This window comes from Prolixibacteraceae bacterium (assembly GCA_019856515.1).
GTDB lineage: Bacteria > Bacteroidota > Bacteroidia > Bacteroidales > Prolixibacteraceae > Halosquirtibacter > Halosquirtibacter xylanolyticus.
This window is the reverse complement of sequence record CP082230.1, coordinates 1,597,717-1,613,992: the sequence shown is the minus strand read 5'-3', so window position 1 is coordinate 1,613,992 and position 16,276 is coordinate 1,597,717. Positions and strand designations below refer to the sequence as shown.

14 protein-coding genes are annotated in these 16,276 nt (G+C 36.0%); 5 read left to right on the top strand and 9 right to left on the bottom strand.

Features of this window, described 5'->3' with window-relative positions; translation table 11 throughout:
* Nucleotides 1-223 precede the first annotated feature (223 nt).
* Nucleotides 224-2,713 (top strand): ferrous iron transport protein B, encoded by a 2,490-nt coding sequence (feoB, locus tag K5X82_05525; protein QZT38364.1) that lies wholly within the window; start codon nucleotides 224-226, stop codon nucleotides 2,711-2,713.
* On the top strand, nucleotides 2,710-2,883 hold the full coding sequence (locus K5X82_05520) for a hypothetical protein (GenBank protein QZT38363.1): 174 nt from the start codon (nucleotides 2,710-2,712) through the stop codon (nucleotides 2,881-2,883). Before feoB ends, K5X82_05520 begins: the two co-directional genes overlap by 4 nt.
* Before the next feature lie 992 nt (nucleotides 2,884-3,875).
* On the opposite strand, the gene K5X82_05515 is transcribed toward K5X82_05520, so the two are convergent.
* The 8 genes from K5X82_05515 to K5X82_05480 all read right to left on the bottom strand — a co-directional run bounded on the left by K5X82_05515 (nucleotide 3,876) and on the right by K5X82_05480 (nucleotide 10,172).
* Entirely contained in the window at nucleotides 3,876-4,223 is a 348-nt protein-coding gene (locus tag K5X82_05515) for an S-adenosylmethionine decarboxylase (protein QZT38362.1), read from the bottom strand.
* Nucleotides 4,224-4,229: 6 nt separating this feature from the next.
* Nucleotides 4,230-5,771, bottom strand: coding sequence for a polyamine aminopropyltransferase (locus K5X82_05510; protein ID QZT38361.1), 1,542 nt, complete (start codon nucleotides 5,769-5,771; stop codon nucleotides 4,230-4,232).
* A 31-nt stretch (nucleotides 5,772-5,802) separates the two neighbouring features.
* Complete coding sequence (locus tag K5X82_05505) at nucleotides 5,803-6,726, bottom strand: DUF350 domain-containing protein (GenBank protein QZT38360.1); 924 nt, start codon at nucleotides 6,724-6,726, stop codon at nucleotides 5,803-5,805.
* 27 nt (nucleotides 6,727-6,753) lie between these two features.
* Nucleotides 6,754-7,533: a hypothetical protein gene (locus K5X82_05500; protein ID QZT38359.1), complete on the bottom strand. Its 780-nt coding sequence runs from the start codon at nucleotides 7,531-7,533 to the stop codon at nucleotides 6,754-6,756.
* 18 nt (nucleotides 7,534-7,551) lie between these two features.
* Nucleotides 7,552-8,088 (bottom strand): DUF4178 domain-containing protein, encoded by a 537-nt coding sequence (locus K5X82_05495; protein ID QZT38358.1) that lies wholly within the window; start codon nucleotides 8,086-8,088, stop codon nucleotides 7,552-7,554.
* Between the two features lie 76 nt (nucleotides 8,089-8,164).
* Nucleotides 8,165-8,866: a PspA/IM30 family protein gene (locus tag K5X82_05490; GenBank protein ID QZT38357.1), complete on the bottom strand. Its 702-nt coding sequence runs from the start codon at nucleotides 8,864-8,866 to the stop codon at nucleotides 8,165-8,167.
* Nucleotides 8,867-8,872: 6 nt separating this feature from the next.
* Nucleotides 8,873-9,271, bottom strand: coding sequence for a YbjN domain-containing protein (locus tag K5X82_05485; GenBank protein ID QZT38356.1), 399 nt, complete (start codon nucleotides 9,269-9,271; stop codon nucleotides 8,873-8,875).
* A 172-nt stretch (nucleotides 9,272-9,443) separates the two neighbouring features.
* Entirely contained in the window at nucleotides 9,444-10,172 is a 729-nt protein-coding gene (locus tag K5X82_05480) for a septal ring lytic transglycosylase RlpA family protein (GenBank protein ID QZT38355.1), read from the bottom strand.
* A 209-nt stretch (nucleotides 10,173-10,381) separates the two neighbouring features.
* On the opposite strand from K5X82_05480, the gene K5X82_05475 reads away from it, so the two are divergent.
* Entirely contained in the window at nucleotides 10,382-10,789 is a 408-nt protein-coding gene (locus K5X82_05475; GenBank protein QZT38354.1) for a DUF456 domain-containing protein, read from the top strand.
* A 161-nt stretch (nucleotides 10,790-10,950) separates the two neighbouring features.
* Here K5X82_05475 and K5X82_05470 read toward each other — a convergent pair whose 3' ends face one another.
* Nucleotides 10,951-14,004 carry a hypothetical protein gene (locus K5X82_05470; protein ID QZT38353.1) on the bottom strand — a complete coding sequence of 1,018 codons (3,054 nt, stop codon included), beginning with the start codon at nucleotides 14,002-14,004 and terminating at the stop codon, nucleotides 10,951-10,953.
* A gap of 298 nt (nucleotides 14,005-14,302) precedes the next feature.
* On the opposite strand from K5X82_05470, the gene K5X82_05465 reads away from it, so the two are divergent.
* The gene (locus K5X82_05465; GenBank protein ID QZT38352.1) at nucleotides 14,303-14,761 is read left to right on the top strand and encodes a GreA/GreB family elongation factor; all 459 of its coding nucleotides are present in this window, start codon (nucleotides 14,303-14,305) and stop codon (nucleotides 14,759-14,761) included.
* A 24-nt stretch (nucleotides 14,762-14,785) separates the two neighbouring features.
* Nucleotides 14,786-16,105 (top strand): DEAD/DEAH box helicase, encoded by a 1,320-nt coding sequence (locus K5X82_05460; GenBank protein ID QZT38351.1) that lies wholly within the window; start codon nucleotides 14,786-14,788, stop codon nucleotides 16,103-16,105.
* Nucleotides 16,106-16,276: the final 171 nt, after the last annotated feature.

Below are 16,276 nucleotides of genomic sequence, written 5' to 3'. Positions count from 1 at the left end.
TGCAATAGTGATTAACTTATTAATAGCCCTTTTTGTTCTTACAAAACTACTCTAATGTGTGATAATTTTCGATAAAGAAACCTTTTTTTTGATGGACGGGCCTCTATTTAGAAAACAACGTCAAGATTTATATGTTATATTTGCAAACCGATTGTGCAATTCTTATTTAATTTAATTAAGACTAATTGCTCTTATTAATTGTTATTACACGACGATTTACCATATGCTACTATCAGAAGCAAAGACCAACCAACAGGTTGTAATTAGAAAGATAAACGGGGAGGACTCTTTTAGGAAGAGAATCCATGAGATGGGATTCATTCGTGGGCAGAAGGTTTTGGTAGTAAAAAATGCACCATTAAAAGACCCTGTAGAATATCAAATTTTAGGCTACAATATCTCTTTACGTAAAAGTGAGGCTTCTTTGATTGAAGTTGATCTTGATGGTTCTGAAAATGCGAAGTTGTTATCAGAAACTACCCGTTCAGAGATGGTTGATCCCATTGTTATGCCTGCTGTTAAAGATCGCACCAAAAAGGAGATTCATATTGCAATGGTAGGTAATCCCAATTGTGGAAAAACCTCACTCTTTAATAATCTCTCAGGTTCTAAAGAACATGTCGGTAATTACAGTGGTGTAACTGTTGACTCGAAGAAAGCAACAATAAAATGGAATGGTTACCTGCTTCATTTTATAGATCTTCCAGGAATATATTCTTTTACAACTTTTACTCCTGAAGAGGTGTATGCTCGGGATTATATATTAGAGAAACAACCTGATATATTACTGAATATTATCGATTCAACGAACCTCGAACGTAACTTACTTCTAACGACTCAGTTAATGGATATGGGAAAGCAATTGATAATTGCTTTCAATATGTATGATGAACTAGAGAAGTCTGGAGATAAGCTTGATGTGGAGAAATTTGATCATATTACAAAGATTGAAAGCATTCCAACCACTGCGATTAAACGTAAAGGAAACAAAGATATTTTAGACAAAATTGTTTCTGTCTATGAAGCAGGAGAAAATAAATCTGTTTCACAAAGTGTAAAACATCGTTCAAAAATAGAATATTCGATAGATAAAATAGGAACTTTATTTGATCGATATCCATGCAAGCTTAATGAGGCCATCAATACAAGATTCTTTATCTTAAAACTCCTAGAAAGAGACCCTGAAGCGCTGAAGAAGCTTGAAATGTACCCAACTGAAGTGAAGAAGGAGTTGGAATTGCAGATAAAATACATTGAAGATACATATCAAGATGTGTGCGATTCTGTTATCACTCAAACGCGTTACCATTTTATTCGTGACTTGTTGAATGAATGTTATACTCCTAGTAGCGATCAGAGTGCAAAAAGTAGAAAGCGATCTATTGAAATAGATAGAGTATTGACACATAAGATATGGGGATTCCCGATATTTATCCTTTTCATGTTCATTACCTTCTATGCTACATTTACTTTAGGTGCTTATCCTGCTGATTGGATAGACCAAGGGATGTCATATCTTGGTCAAGTTCTCAGCAGTAATATGAATGATGGCATGCTAAAAGATTTGTTTGTAAACGGTATCATTAGTGGAGTAGGAAGTGTTATCGTATTTCTGCCTAACATCCTAATTCTGTTCTTCTTTACCTCTTTAATGGAAGATACCGGTTATATGGCAAGAGCTGCTTTTATCATGGATAAAATAATGAAGAAAGTAGGTTTACATGGTCAGTCCTTTATTCCAATGTTAATGGGATTTGGATGTAATGTTCCTGCGATTATGGCAACAAGAACAATTAAGAATAGAGCCGATCGCCTATTGACAATGATGATTATTCCTTTCATGTCATGTAGTGCACGACTGCCAGTATACATTGTCTTTATTACAGCTTTCTTCCCAAAACACCCGGCACTAATATTACTTGGTCTATACTTAACAGGTATTTTTGTGGCTGGTGTAATGGCCAAATTGCTCAATAGAGTGATGTTCGAACAGGAGAATTCTCCTTTTATTCTTGAACTTCCTCCATATCGTACTCCTCTATTAAAAAACACATTATTGCATATGTGGGATAAAGGAAGCAGTTATCTAAAGAAAATAGGGGGTCCAATACTTATTGGTGTGGTACTGATATGGATGTTGGAATATTTTCCAAGAGAGTCAGAACAAACAAGAGTTATTGATCAACAGATAACTCAATTAGAGGCACAAAAGGCTCATGTTGATGATGCAAAACATATTGATGCTGAAATTAACGAACTACAGCTTCATAAAGATAATGTGAGGCTGGAGGATTCTTATCTTGGTCATATAGGTAAAAATGTCCAACCAGCTTTAGCTCCACTTGGTTTCGATTGGAAAATGAGTGTGAGTTTGCTTGCAGGTATAACTGCAAAAGAGATTGTTGTTAGTACCATGGGAGTACTATATCAAACAAATACTGAAGGACAAGAGGGGGGTGTGATCTTACAAGAGAAGTTGAAGAATGAAGTTCATACTTATGGTAAACACAAAGGGGAGAAAGTGTTGTCTCTGTCAACAGCTTTGGCATTTCTTGTGTTTGTACTGATCTATTTTCCGTGTATTGCTGTTGTGGCTACAATCAAAAGAGAAGCTGGAGGTTGGCAATGGGCAGCCTTTGTTATGTTTTACACTACTGGTTTAGCATGGATTATGGCATATATAGTTAAACATTTATTTAACTGGTTATTATGACACAAACAGTTATTACAGTGCTCATTATTGCTGTCGCTTTATTCTATTTTATCAAGAAGTCTTATAGAAATATAAAACGATTTGCAATGAAAAAGAAAGATCAAAAGCAGAGTGCTTGTGACTCCTGCGATGGTTGTGCTCTTAAAAATAGCTCCAATTGTAGCGAATAGAACTTAATAGAGAATGTGACTAATGATTCTGAATTGTTAGTCACATTTTTTATTGTCGAATATCCATCTGAATGATATGCTCAAATAATGGTTCGTTCCAATCTTTGATGGTTGATATGCCAAACATAAACTAAGTATACTTGAACTTCATCCCACACTCCTCTAGTAGTATACGAATGATTGTAATACGATCTCTATTGATCTACTAGCTCTAATACCATGATCACATAGCTGCCATACCGTTATTCTGCATCTCTCATACCGTGATCTCATAGTTTTTATATAGTTATTTTGTATCTCTCATGTAGAGGTTTCATAGCTGCCATACCGTTATTTTGTAGCAATTATACAGCCACCAAAGAGGGGATCAAAACGTATTGGAAACGGTTCCAATACGGTGATTTTACATGGTTAACTTGAATCTCATCTCGAGTTGCTTCACAAAAAAGGCCAGATTAATGAGTGAACTTCGAAGGAACTATGAACTAAGTATGAACCAGCACCGTATTCTAACCGTATTAAGACCGATTTGAGTCCGTATTAAAGTAGGGGTAAAAAGATGGTTTATTTTTGGTTGCACAAGGGTAAATACCTATTGAATATTTTTTTTGTTGCTACTTAAATAGATCTAGAGTGATAGAGAAAATAGTGATCTTTCATTATGAAGTATAATGATCTCCTTTGTTTATTAAGTATCTTATAATAGGTAAAGCAATGTATTTGCAAGCTTCTCTAATATATTGACTGATCTTTTATGAAGATATCCCGTTTGTTTATAGAGATATGGCGGTTGGGGATCGGTGAATAGCCTCTTCAACCTTTGATAGAACAATCCATCAAAGGTTGAAAAGGTGCTAGTTTCTATCTGTTAAAAACAGAGGTGTGTAAGTCTTACTTTTGTTCTTGAGCTTGTTTAAACAAGATATATTCGCAAGTATTAATAGCTCATTTCAAGACTTAATTGAATTAGATTTGAGGTTGTGGCTTCTATTTTAAATAAAGCTTGCAGACTCCTCTTCCAGTACTACTTTAATCTCATTATGAACCAATAGTAGTTTCTTAAACTCTTCCATCTTCTCTTTGTTACAGCTACTCAGTTCCATATAGCATCTGTTCTTGTTGGGGAAAGTGTGAAGTGCTAGATGGCTTTCTCCAAGAAGCCAAACACAGCTGTATCCTTCTTTTTCGAAAAAGTGTTCAGAGAATGATAATATCATAAAATGACTTTGTACTAAGAGTTCATGAAAGTCCTTCTTTAAGTTGGATGGCGAAATATCTTCTATCCAACCAGAATACTTAAATATCTTAGCATCGACTGTTTTATGTGCAACTTTCGTCATATTGTTCTAATATAGGTCCCAATTTCCTTTTAAGTAAAGGCGATATAAAGTTGGGTTATCAATTTTGTTAACTTGAATATGAGTGGTGTCTTTTGAAAAGAATACCTTTCCAAAGGTCGATATGTGTAGCATTGCATCTTTGTTTATCCATTGTGTTTGAATATTGTCAAATTGAATCTGCTTCGCTTTACTTTTAATCGATACTTCATCTTTTCTCATCCCTAATATCCATCCCCATTCACCAAGCGTAATTAGATGGTTATGAAGTGGTAGTGTCTCTAATCCACATGCTTTAAATGTCTTGTCAATACACCAAAATGCATCTGTCGCATAATATGGGCTACCTGCTTGGGTAATAATGGTGCCATTTTTGCGGAGATGCCTTAAACACATCTGATAGAATTCATAAGAATACAGTCTGCCTAACTCCACTGTCTTTGGGTCTGGGAGATCGATAATTATGACATCATAGAATGTTTTGCTATCGGAAAGAAAGGTGTATCCATCTTTATTGTGTATGGATAACCGAGTATCTTGCATCGAGTTTTGGTTCATCTTCGTTAAAATAGGATGATCCTTACCAAGCTTTGTCATGGATGGGTCTAAATCAACCATGTCTACACGTTTTACTGTTGGGTATTTCCACACTTCTCTTAATGCACACCCATCTCCACCACCTAATATAAGAATATCTTGAGGATGTTGTGCCAATTTCATTGCTGGATGAACAAGTGTTTCGTGATACATTTCTTCATCTACGCTACTTAATTGTTCATTGCCATTGATGAATAACCAAAAATCATCTTTCCATTGTGTAATCACAATTTTTTGATATTTACTTTGCTCCTCGTAGATGACTTTGTCTTTATATCTTCTTTGCTCTCCATAGAGCATTATAGGTTGAGCGAATGAGATTCCTACGACAATAATTACAGCGATAAAAGATGCTATAACTGAGATTAGTCGTTGCTCTTTTATTTCACACTCTTTACGTATCATGAAGAATACAAGTATCGCTACTGCAAAATTGACAATCCCTAGGATAAATGGAGTATAAGTTAAACCTAAAATAGGTAATCCAATAAATGCAAAGAATACTCCTCCTGCGAGACTTCCATAGTAATCATTCTCCATTACTGAAGAGACATTGGTTTTTAATGATTCATAGGTATCGTTGATCCGAATGACCAACGGAATCTCCATCCCGATGAAAAGCCCAACTAAGATGCACATGGCGTAAATTAATACCCCTACAACTTCTGAAAATGATGCTATTGTGTATACTAGCATAGAAGAGAAGGAGACTGCTACCGAAAGTGCAAACTCAATAAACAGAAAGTTTCGTAATAGATTTTGTTTAATAAGTTTACTAATACGACTTCCTATTCCCATAGAGAACATCATAATAGAAACAATCATGGTCCATTGAAAAACTGAGTCTCCTAAAAAATAAGTTGCAAGAGTTGACAAGATGTACTCTGCAACAATACCTGAAAGCCCTGTAGCGAATACAGCGACTTTCAGTCCGGTGGATTTATTCCAGCGCATAATTTAATACGATAATACGTGTGATAGCTACTTATAGTAGCCAAACAATTAATAGTGCAGATGCGATGTATGAGAACGCTTCAATTGTTCCTGCACCGATATTAGCAGTTTCTTGTTCTACCATTTCATGTGTAAGATCTTCTCCTGGAAGAAGAAGTTTATCACAAACAAACCTGCTTAATGGTAGAAGAATTAGCCCTATAACCACTTCAAGCAAGAGGCTATACCCAGTATCACTCCAACTAATAAATTCACCAGAGATACCATTAGATATAAGAATTCCAATAGCTATGAATGCTCCTGATGTACCTATACCTACAGCGACATTATCTTTTTCGATCTCTTTATGTATATTGTATGGGGTGATCGCGTTGTAGAATTTAACTGCAAGGAGCAGAATGATTTGACCAATTGCCCAGAAAATAATGGTATTGCCAAGGGCCCACCATGGTGAACGTCCAGCTATATCCAAGTCCATATATTTATATAAGAATGGTAGCGAATCATCTCCTGATATGGCCCCCATTAATATTAATCCTGCAGCGACATAACTGGCTCCTTGAAGGACACCTGCACCAGTATTTCTGTCACGAAGTATTTCATCTTTGATAGAGAACTTCGAAAAGATCCATCTGTCTTGTACCCATCCTGCAAGATTAATTAAGAGAATAGAGACAGCTCCATATATAATAATGTCTAAAGTGTCAGATAGAATGCCATAACTACTTCCTTTTATTGTTGCACTGACAGCTAAAAGTAGTCCTAATAGGTACCCCGTATGGCTATAGGCAAAAGCGACATTATCTTCTTTGACGAGTGTATGGTCTACTGGTATCGAAGGATGAAGTAAACGGTATACAGCTTTGCCTAAGAAGAGAATTAGGAAAGTTAGTAGAATTGTTCCTAAGGTGTAAAGTAGTGTACTAATACTTATTTCTTGAAAAATACTATTCATGATGATTAAGTTTTGAGAGAAAAACAACTATTTACCAAATCCTCCACCGCGAGATCTGAATGAACTACTCGATCTGTAGCGACTTGAAGAGCGGTTTGTTCTTGAACTACTTGAACTTCTACTTACACGGCTATTTACTCTGTTCTTAAAACTAGAGCTTTTCGTCTGATTCCATTTCTTGTTTGAATTTGAAGATCTGTTACCATAGGTCCCATAAGTGTAGTTTCCTGCACCATAATAGCTTCTTCCATATCGTCTATAGTTGTGGTCATAATTGTACCAAGAGTTATATGGGATAGGGCTAAACATATGGAACGCGGAGCGAAGCATAGCATATTTACCATAGAATTCCCAAAAACTACTTCCATTGTCACGCTTGACCCAATTTCCGTATTTTTCATTTCCAACATAGTTATTATACCCCGCAGGTGAGACCTTTTTAGATATAACTCCATCTTTCTTCGAAACAATCTCCATCCCTAAATTCTTCTCATTGTCCATGAAGAATTCTTGACTTACGTTTTGCCAATCTGTTGAGTCAATTGAGATGTCATCATTAATCGTTTTTATGATTTGATACCTGTGCATATAAGTATCACTGGTGATGCCTTCTTGGGCATCCATATCATAAAGGATAATGGAGTAGTTTTGTACATTGTTTAATTTGACAATAAGCTTGTCTACAGGCGTTTTTTCATATTGATATGAACTATCGCTGTCTGATGAGCTTGAGCATTTAGAGGCCAACCCAATTAATAATATAAAGGCAATAAATGTCAAGACAAGGTCTCTGGTTGATTTTGTCATGATGTAAGTAAAGATTAGTTATCTAGGTAGAATGTTACTTATTTCATAGGGTTTAATAGAGTAGCTTATGCTTGCTTCAAACTCCATGTCATCCCATTGATCGATATCGATAAGTTTGTTTGAATCTCTCGATTCATATCTCCAGGTAATTAACTCCTCCCACTCACTATTACTATCCTTTTGAAAGTATCCTGGGGATTCTGATACCAAACGATATTCTTTTTGTTCAAACTGTATACTATAAGGAGCTTTTTCGTGGGTATTGATGTATTGAGGCAAAGTATCATCTACTTTTGTAATTGAAATGGGAGTTGAAATTTCAACTGTTATTTCATCCTCCTCTTCCACACTAAGAGACATGGTCTTGGTTCCATTGAAAATTTGATACTCATATGAGAAGAAATTATCTCCCCAATCATAAGTGCTTTTTCTCTTTACAGTCCAACTCTGTAAGTCATAGTCAAAGACAAACCCTTCGTCAAGATCTGTAATTTTGATATTTGTAGGATCATATGATGGGGCTTTTTTCCCTCTTAAGAAATCCAATATTCCCATAAGTCATGATATTATTAAATGACAAAACGCTACACCGTTTGGAGTCTTCCTCACCGTGTAGCGTAAAATATCGTCACTACTTCTTTAATTTCATTTTTAGTGCTTCAAGTTCACTCGATGTCTCGGTAGATGTTCCTTGAGATAGTACCGCATCAATTTCATGATCAACGCTCTTTGGTTGCTCATTCATCTCACCATAAGCTTGTGCTAATGCCTCTTGTTGTGCTACTTTATCTTTCATCTTCTCCAGCATAGAGATCGTATTGTCACTCCCTACACGTGATATTGATTTATTGATCTTTTCTGTAGCTTTTGAAACGCGAGCTCTTGCTTTTAACGTACGAAGTTCATTTTCATATTTAGAAATCGTTGTTTGTAGGTTTTTAACTTGAACACCTAGTTTGTCTAGTTGTTGATCAAAATTAGTCACCTCTGTTGCTAAACGACTTACCTCTTGTGTGGCTTCACCTTTACGTTTTAAAGCCTCTCCAGCTAATCGATCAGCCTCAGTTGCTTCAATCTCACCTCGTTCTGCTTTTTGTAGCAATTGAATCGCTTTTGATTCATAGTTCTGCGCTTTGTGAGAGAACTGCTCTTTTTCAGAATATGATCTTATACGTAAGGCTTTAATTTCGGCTAAAGACTCCATGCAAGAAGATAGGTCTTTTTTTAGGTCTCTAATACCCTGCTCAGTCATCTTCACAGGATTCTCTAATTTATCTATTGCGGAATTGGCATTGGCCTCTCCCACTTTGAAAAGTCTTTGGAATATTCCCATAATTATTTAAAGTTTTGATAGTTCAATTAATTCCTCGCCAAACTCACCAAGAAGTAATTCAAGTGAATTCAAAGAGCCGACAAATTCATTTTGATCTAAATGCTCTAACTGTAATGTGTCACAGAATAAAACCCTTTTGCCTGTCTCGTCTAGTGTAAAGGCTCCATGGACAATTTCCCTATTCTTCATTAGAAGCTTTTGATATGCTTCCATCGTGGGATTTTTAAATTCAAATAATGGCATCTCCATCACCAAGATAGGGTCTTCACAATCTATCACCAAATTAGTGATGCCAGCTAGAGGTTTCTCAACTATATACATAGAGGCTTCTTTATCCTCTTCCATTATAAAGTATCCCTCTTCTAGTAAATATAATCGGATCAGTTCAAATTTATTTGTTGTCATATGCGAAGGTTTATATTGAATCATGCTTCTCTTATTACTATTAGGAAGATGTGATTCTCAATTTAAAAATATTTTGACTTAAGTAGGTCAAAAATCATTCCAAATTAGCTTAGCATGATGTTAATATCATAATTGTCGTGTTGGCTTATCCTAAAAGATGACAATGTGTCTGTTAATTGGAATAGTTAATGACAAAACAACCTTTGTATTTGCGTCGAACTTTATTTTTTAGTTTTTCCGCTTCATAACGACTATTAAACTTACCTAGACATATTCGATAGAATGTTTTTCCATCACGAAGCGTGGTGTCAACATATATCTGCTGAGACTCTTTTTTTGCCTTCTCGATAAAAGGAAGCATGTTCGTGATGTTTTCGAAACCACATATTTGAACTCCATAATACACTTTGGTAATATGTTCAACACTACAATTGACTTTAAATATATTCTTATTTACCTTTTTAGGTGTAATTGCTTTTGGAATATTTGGACTGCTGGTTCTCGTTGTTTTATGACTTGTTGGTCCTAATGGAGTTGATGGAGGAACAATAGTTATGGTTACCTTATGGTGTCCACCAGCTAACATATCTATTTTGGAAGCTGCCATTTTAGATAAATCGATGATCCTACCATGAGCATATGGTCCTCTATCATTGATTCGTACCACCACGCTCTGTTTTGATATGTCACTATCTACTCGAACAACGGTATTAAATGGTAGTTTTTTGTGGGCTGCAGTATATTTCCACATCGAAAATCTTTCGCCATTTGCTGTGTGTTTTCCATGAAATTTTTTTCCATAGTATGATGCTTCTCCTGTCTGATGCCATCCAATTTTTTGGCCATACAGGGTAACATGAATAGTCGTAATGAAGAGTAAAAGTAGAAGCTTCCTAATCATAATTATTTAAGAAAAAGTGATCCCAAATATACGTTCTTTATTTAAACTTCGAATATTTTTTATTATTATTCGTTTTTATTTAAATCCATTGGGCGGATTTTATGCTCATCTTAAATGATAAATGACTAAAATATTAAATGATGGAATATATTTTAATAACCTTATCTGTAATTTTTCTTCTCGCGGGAATAATTGGTTGTGTCATACCTATGATTCCAGGCCCTCCTTTAACATTAATCGGGTACTGCTTAGTTCTGTTTATTCCCGATACCGTGACTCCGGAATGGTATGTTATTGCATTTTGGAGTGTGATAATGATTGCGATTACTGTAGTTGATAACCTTTTGCCTGCTTGGGGAACTAAAAAATATGGTGGTACCAAATATGGAATGTGGGGGAGTGTCATAGGACTATTTGTTGGTCTTAGTTTCTTCCCTATAGGCTTAGTCGTAGGACCGTTCTTGGGAGCTTTTATTGGGGAAAAGATAGCCGGACAAAATAGCAACAATGCATCAAAAGCAGGAGTAGGATCTTTTCTGGGATTGATGGCTGGAATGTTATTGAAGCTTATTGCATGTGGTTTTTTAACCTACCAAACAGTAAAGCTTATGCTTTAATCTTTGGGTTTGGTTTAGAGCGTAATACAGTTAGCCAACAGATGTTTTTGTAGTGGTCTAGACTTTCTGAAAACGAATATAAAGAAGAGCCCTATCCTGTTCATCCAGTGAATGAATTGGGATAGGGCATAAAATTAGATACTTAATTGAGTTATTTAATCCTACTGTACCTTTGTCAAATGAATATGCTTTGACATGCTATGTTTAATTTGGATTGTCACTTCCGTATTACCATTTGCAATTAACTGATGTATGATATGTTTTTCCTTTTTTGCTTTGTAAGCACCTTTTATTGATATTGTTATGTTTACAGGAGCACTTTCTGATTTTGCCCATAAACGAGAGTAGATACTAACCTCATGTCGTGTTCCATCTTCGTTGTATTGATCAAAATCGTCACCTTGATATAGGTTGAGATCTGGGTTTGTCACTTCAATCTCTAACTCTTTGGGAGAAGCTTTAACCATGGCTAATGCTGGAACATTGGTATGAAGCAGTGGTCCTGAGAAAGGGCACGTTGTGTTTTGCTTGAAGATAGCATATCCCCATGTGTTAGATTCTTTGTCTACAACAATATGAGCTTCATCATCATTCTGAACGACCATATAATGTTGGTAACTATTTTGCTCACTTGCAAATGTCTTTAAAGCTCTTTGAGTAGATCCAATAAGAAGAGCATATTCATATGATGCATTCTTAGGGGCTACACCGTGGTTGATCCAAGCACTATAGAAAGTCCCTTCATTTGGTTTTTTATTTCTTGGATCTTTAGAGTGTTGATGTTGGTATGCCACTTCTACTTCCTTTCCATTTTTAGGAATATACCAACCATTAGACATATTATCGATAATCAAAGCTTGTGTATCATTGTTTTGAATGATACCTCTATTTTTGATTGCTTTCCCATTAAGAGAGACTTTCGTATTGCCAGCTTTGATGCTATTTTGAAAAATTGTTGTCTCGGTAGGGTAGTTCGTAACATTGTTTTGGATATCAGAACCGAGCATTATAATATAATCCTTGAACATGAAATAACTCTTTGTAGCTCTATGTGAACCATGGTATTTGTCATGTTCATGTAACTTCATTGAATAAATACCTTGCCCATCCATCGAAATAGAAGCACCAAATTTTTCATCAGAAATAAGTAACTCTTCATAACCACTTAAGTGGTCCACCTGAACAACATTTCCTGCAAGAGTGTCAATTGGTAGATGAATGGAGGTTACTCCAGGATATCTATTCCAATCATATCCTTCCATACTAAATCCAGTCTTCTCTTTTCCGTCGATAAAACGTTGTAATTGGTAGTGTCCATAGCTTACGTATCGACCATATGCATTGGCTTTAACGTAGATTTCAGATCCCCAAAGGTAAGCATTGAAACCCTTAACAGAGAATAGCCAATCCTTCTGTCTATGCATATTGAAACTCGCGTAATTCATGCTCCAGTTTCCTTGAGGGTTGGTCTCTGGGAGAATTCCCAATGCCTCGATCTCTTTCTTATGCGCTCTATTTTCTTGGTTATCCTTAATGGCAAGAGAAAGATAGATGGAAGCCAACTCTTTATCTATTTGCGTGTCATCACCACCCATTCCAGCTTTTGCCATATAGTAGTATGGGCTTGGACTAATCTTTCTGTCGCCATACGGATGTCTCCCCGCCATGGAGATCGGAAGAATTGTATTGTGAGAGTATAATCTCATTTTCATCAATGCACCTTTTACAACAGATGTATTGTGTTTTGGAAGGCCAAATATTGTGCCCGAAATGGCATAGAACACAGGTGTTGATCCGTCCAATGCATCTTTAGCATATAGCGGATAGTGATTGTAGTGGTGAAAGAATGAACCATCGGGTTTGAATGGGGCTAATAGTCCTGGTACATAATCTACACCATAGACCAACCAGCTTTTTAGTGCATCTAGGTTTGCCGCTTTTTCTCCTTTGCTTTTAGGCATAAGACAAGCGGAAAGATTACCCATAAGAGTTGTATTCAACATATCTACGTTGATTCCAATATACCTGTCTTTTGGCTCCTTGATCTTACCAAAACCTGAAAACCACATCATGTCTTTGGTAACAGACTTTCTTAACCCTTCTTCTTCAAGTGGGCTTCTCATTAAGAACATTGCAGGGTAGTAGTCTCTAAAGCTATAACCTAAGTGGTGAAGTGTTCCAAGTCCACTACCATCAGCCCATCCATACTTGCGCATGTTTTTAACCATCGATATGAATAATTGCTTTAATGCTGCTTTATCCGAACTATTGTTAGAGAGATGGTATTGTTGTGCAATTTTCAAAAGGTCACCTGTATAACTCTTTAGATTAAGGCCAAATTCGAGGTGTTTGGTTGGTTTCTTTTCCGAGCTATAAAGGGCAGGGTAAGAGGCAAAATATACGAAGTTCCCTTTTTTGTTATCTATGTCATAAGCTTGTTTAAGCTCGTTAATCCATTTTGATATATCCTTTTTACTTTTGGCATACTCAAGAAACATGTCTGTCACCCTGCTCTCTATTTTAGTAATAGCAGCAGTTTGCTCTGATGAGACACTTTGCATGGCATTAATAGGGTGGTTGTTTAACATCTGATCGAAATACTCTAACCCCATCCAGTGTTTATTCGCCGATATTATTGCATTGGTATTTACGAAAGGTACTTGGTGATCTGCAATTTGGTGACGGGGATCAATTGGAGTTGCTGTAATGATTTCATCGATATAGAAAGTGCCTTTTGTAATAGATTTCGGAGCAATAAATCGGAGCTCATTCATCTTCGTCGTAGGTGTTCCTTGCATGTCTCTGTCAAAGGTTACCCAAGCAGTTCTCCACCCCGTGAAATTTAGATGGTAATAAAAGAATGATTTCACTTTACCATTTTCGCGAAATTCGATCTTTAAAGAGTCTTTGCAACTATTGGTATTATAGATCCAAAAAGAAAAAGTGTCAAGGTGTTTATTGGTTGCATCTTTTGAAAGGGGTTTATAACCAATATCTCTTTTAAATGAAAGATAGGCACTAGTGTTCCAATCCCATTTTAAGCTATTATTACCTTTAAGTGATTGTTCATTTGTGATACTTACATCTCCTCTACGCTTTTCGATTGTAAGATGGCTTAGTCCATCTTCAAATCCAACAGATGCTGTTTTTTGAGCCATTAATGGCAAAGACATTATCGATGCGATGAGTAGAATAAAACAATGCTTTAAATTCATAGTGTATTGTAATTAATATAGGGGAATCCCCGTATTCGTGATTATTCAAATAGGTAGACTTTATCCTAATTATATGGACCTGTCATAATCTGAATGCCTATTGGTTCATTTACGGCAATGATAGGATAATAAACGGTTAGATATACTATGAGTGTATGAATGTGTACTTTTTTCGGATAAACCTTTTCAGTATCGAAATAACATCGAAGTGTCTTTTTTTTGGTACTCATGAAGAAAAATGACAATAAGAGGAGATTCACAAAGAGTTATCTATCTTTGCATCAAAATACCAGAATAGATGAAAGTAGACCAATCCATTAAAAATCAATGTTTAAAATTGATTGAACAAAAAGTGAGAGAACAGATTGTGTCGTGTCGTAAGCAGATTAGTGACCTTAAAGACTCATTGATTGATGATACTAAGAGTAGTGCGGGAGATAAGTATGAATCTAGTAGAGAACGGGTTGCAAAGGACCTTAATCGACTAGAATTACAATGTGCACAATACCTTAAGAATATGACATTCATATCTTCTCTTGATAGCGGTATTAAAGATGTAACATCGTTAGGTTCGTTGGTAAAAACCAAACAAGGTGTCTACTTCTTTTCATTGCCCTTAGGTAAAATTACTTTGGGTAAAGATGACTTTTATGCCTTGTCAATTACTTCACCTATTGGAAAAGCGATGCTTGGTACCAAAGTTGGTGATTGTGTCATGTTTCAAGGTCGTGAGATTACCATATTAGATATAATTTAGTATTCAATAAAACAGAAAATATAGATGAAAGATATCTCTAAGTATATTCTAGAGAAAATGTCGTTTGAACGATATAACGAAGTACAGGACCGTATTTTTGAAGCATCAAAGAGTGATGATACTCTCTATCTGGTTGCTCCAACAGGTTCTGGAAAAACGATTGCGTTTTTACGTGTGATGTTTGAAAAAACAAAGCCTATTGATGGAGTGCTACAAATGTTAGTATTGGTTCCTACAAGAGAGCTTGCTCTTCAGATTGAAAAAGTGGTGGCTAAACTACAACTTCCTTTTCGTGCTTATTGTGCTTATGGTGGTCATAGTATTGCATCTGAAGAACGTTCATTAGAAAGAACACCTTCTTTGCTTATTGCAACTCCTGGAAGGTTGGCTGACCATATACGTAGAGGTAATATCGATCTTTCGAAATTGTCTCATGTTGTTTTAGACGAATACGATAAAATTCTACAGTTTGGTTACAAAAAGGATATTGATTTTATTTTTCGTCAAGTTGATCGTTTAAAAGGTGCTATCCTAACTTCTGCAACTCAATTGCCTGAGATGAACTATCCTGAAGGCATTGATAAGAATGGTACTGTTATTGATCTTTCAGAGAAGGTAAAAGCAAATACTTTCCGTGCTCATCGTATTGATGTAGAGGGAACAGATAAGTTAGCAGCCTTAGTACGTCTATTAGAACAAATAGGGTCGGAATCAACCATGGTGTTTTGTAATCATCGTGATGCCGTAGAACGTATCAGTGATGCACTATATGATTTGGGTATTGTTCATGAGTCTATTCATGGTCAAAAGACTCAGGATGAGCGAGAACGTGCCATGATTAAATTTGAAAATGGAACGTCATCAATTATTCTTGGGACAGACTTACTTGCGCGTGGTATTGATCATCTGGAGGTTCAGCATATCGTTCACTACCAGATGCCAAGAGATCTTGATGTTGCTGTTCATCGTAATGGACGTACCTCTAGAGGAGACAAAGAAGGAAATATATATGTGGTCTTAAAAGAGGATGAAACTTTATCTGATGCACTATCTGAAATTGATTGGCAGAAGTGGGACCTAGATCAGATCTTTCCAGAAATAGCGACTCCTTATTGGGATACATTATATATTGGTGCGGGGAAAAAGAATAAGATCAATAAGATCGATATCGTAGGATTTCTGTGTCAAAAAGGAGGGTTAGAGAAGCGCGAAATAGGAATGATTCAGGTCAAAGATTATAGAGCTTATGTTGCTGTTCCCCGAAATAAAATGAGAGCACTGATTCAAACGGTAAAACGTTTGAAAATTAAGGGTAAAGGGGTCATTATCGATAGAGCTTTTTAATCTCTCTATTTCTGAATACCTAAAGAATAGGATGGGTTGATCTTCTCTAAATTAAGAGATTTTAGAAGTTAGATTTCTTCTCTTTATCTCTTGTAGAAGAACTGTTTCCTAACTCTTTATTGAAGTGCAAAAAAGAAGCCACTTTCATCTACTACAAATGAGTAATGAAAG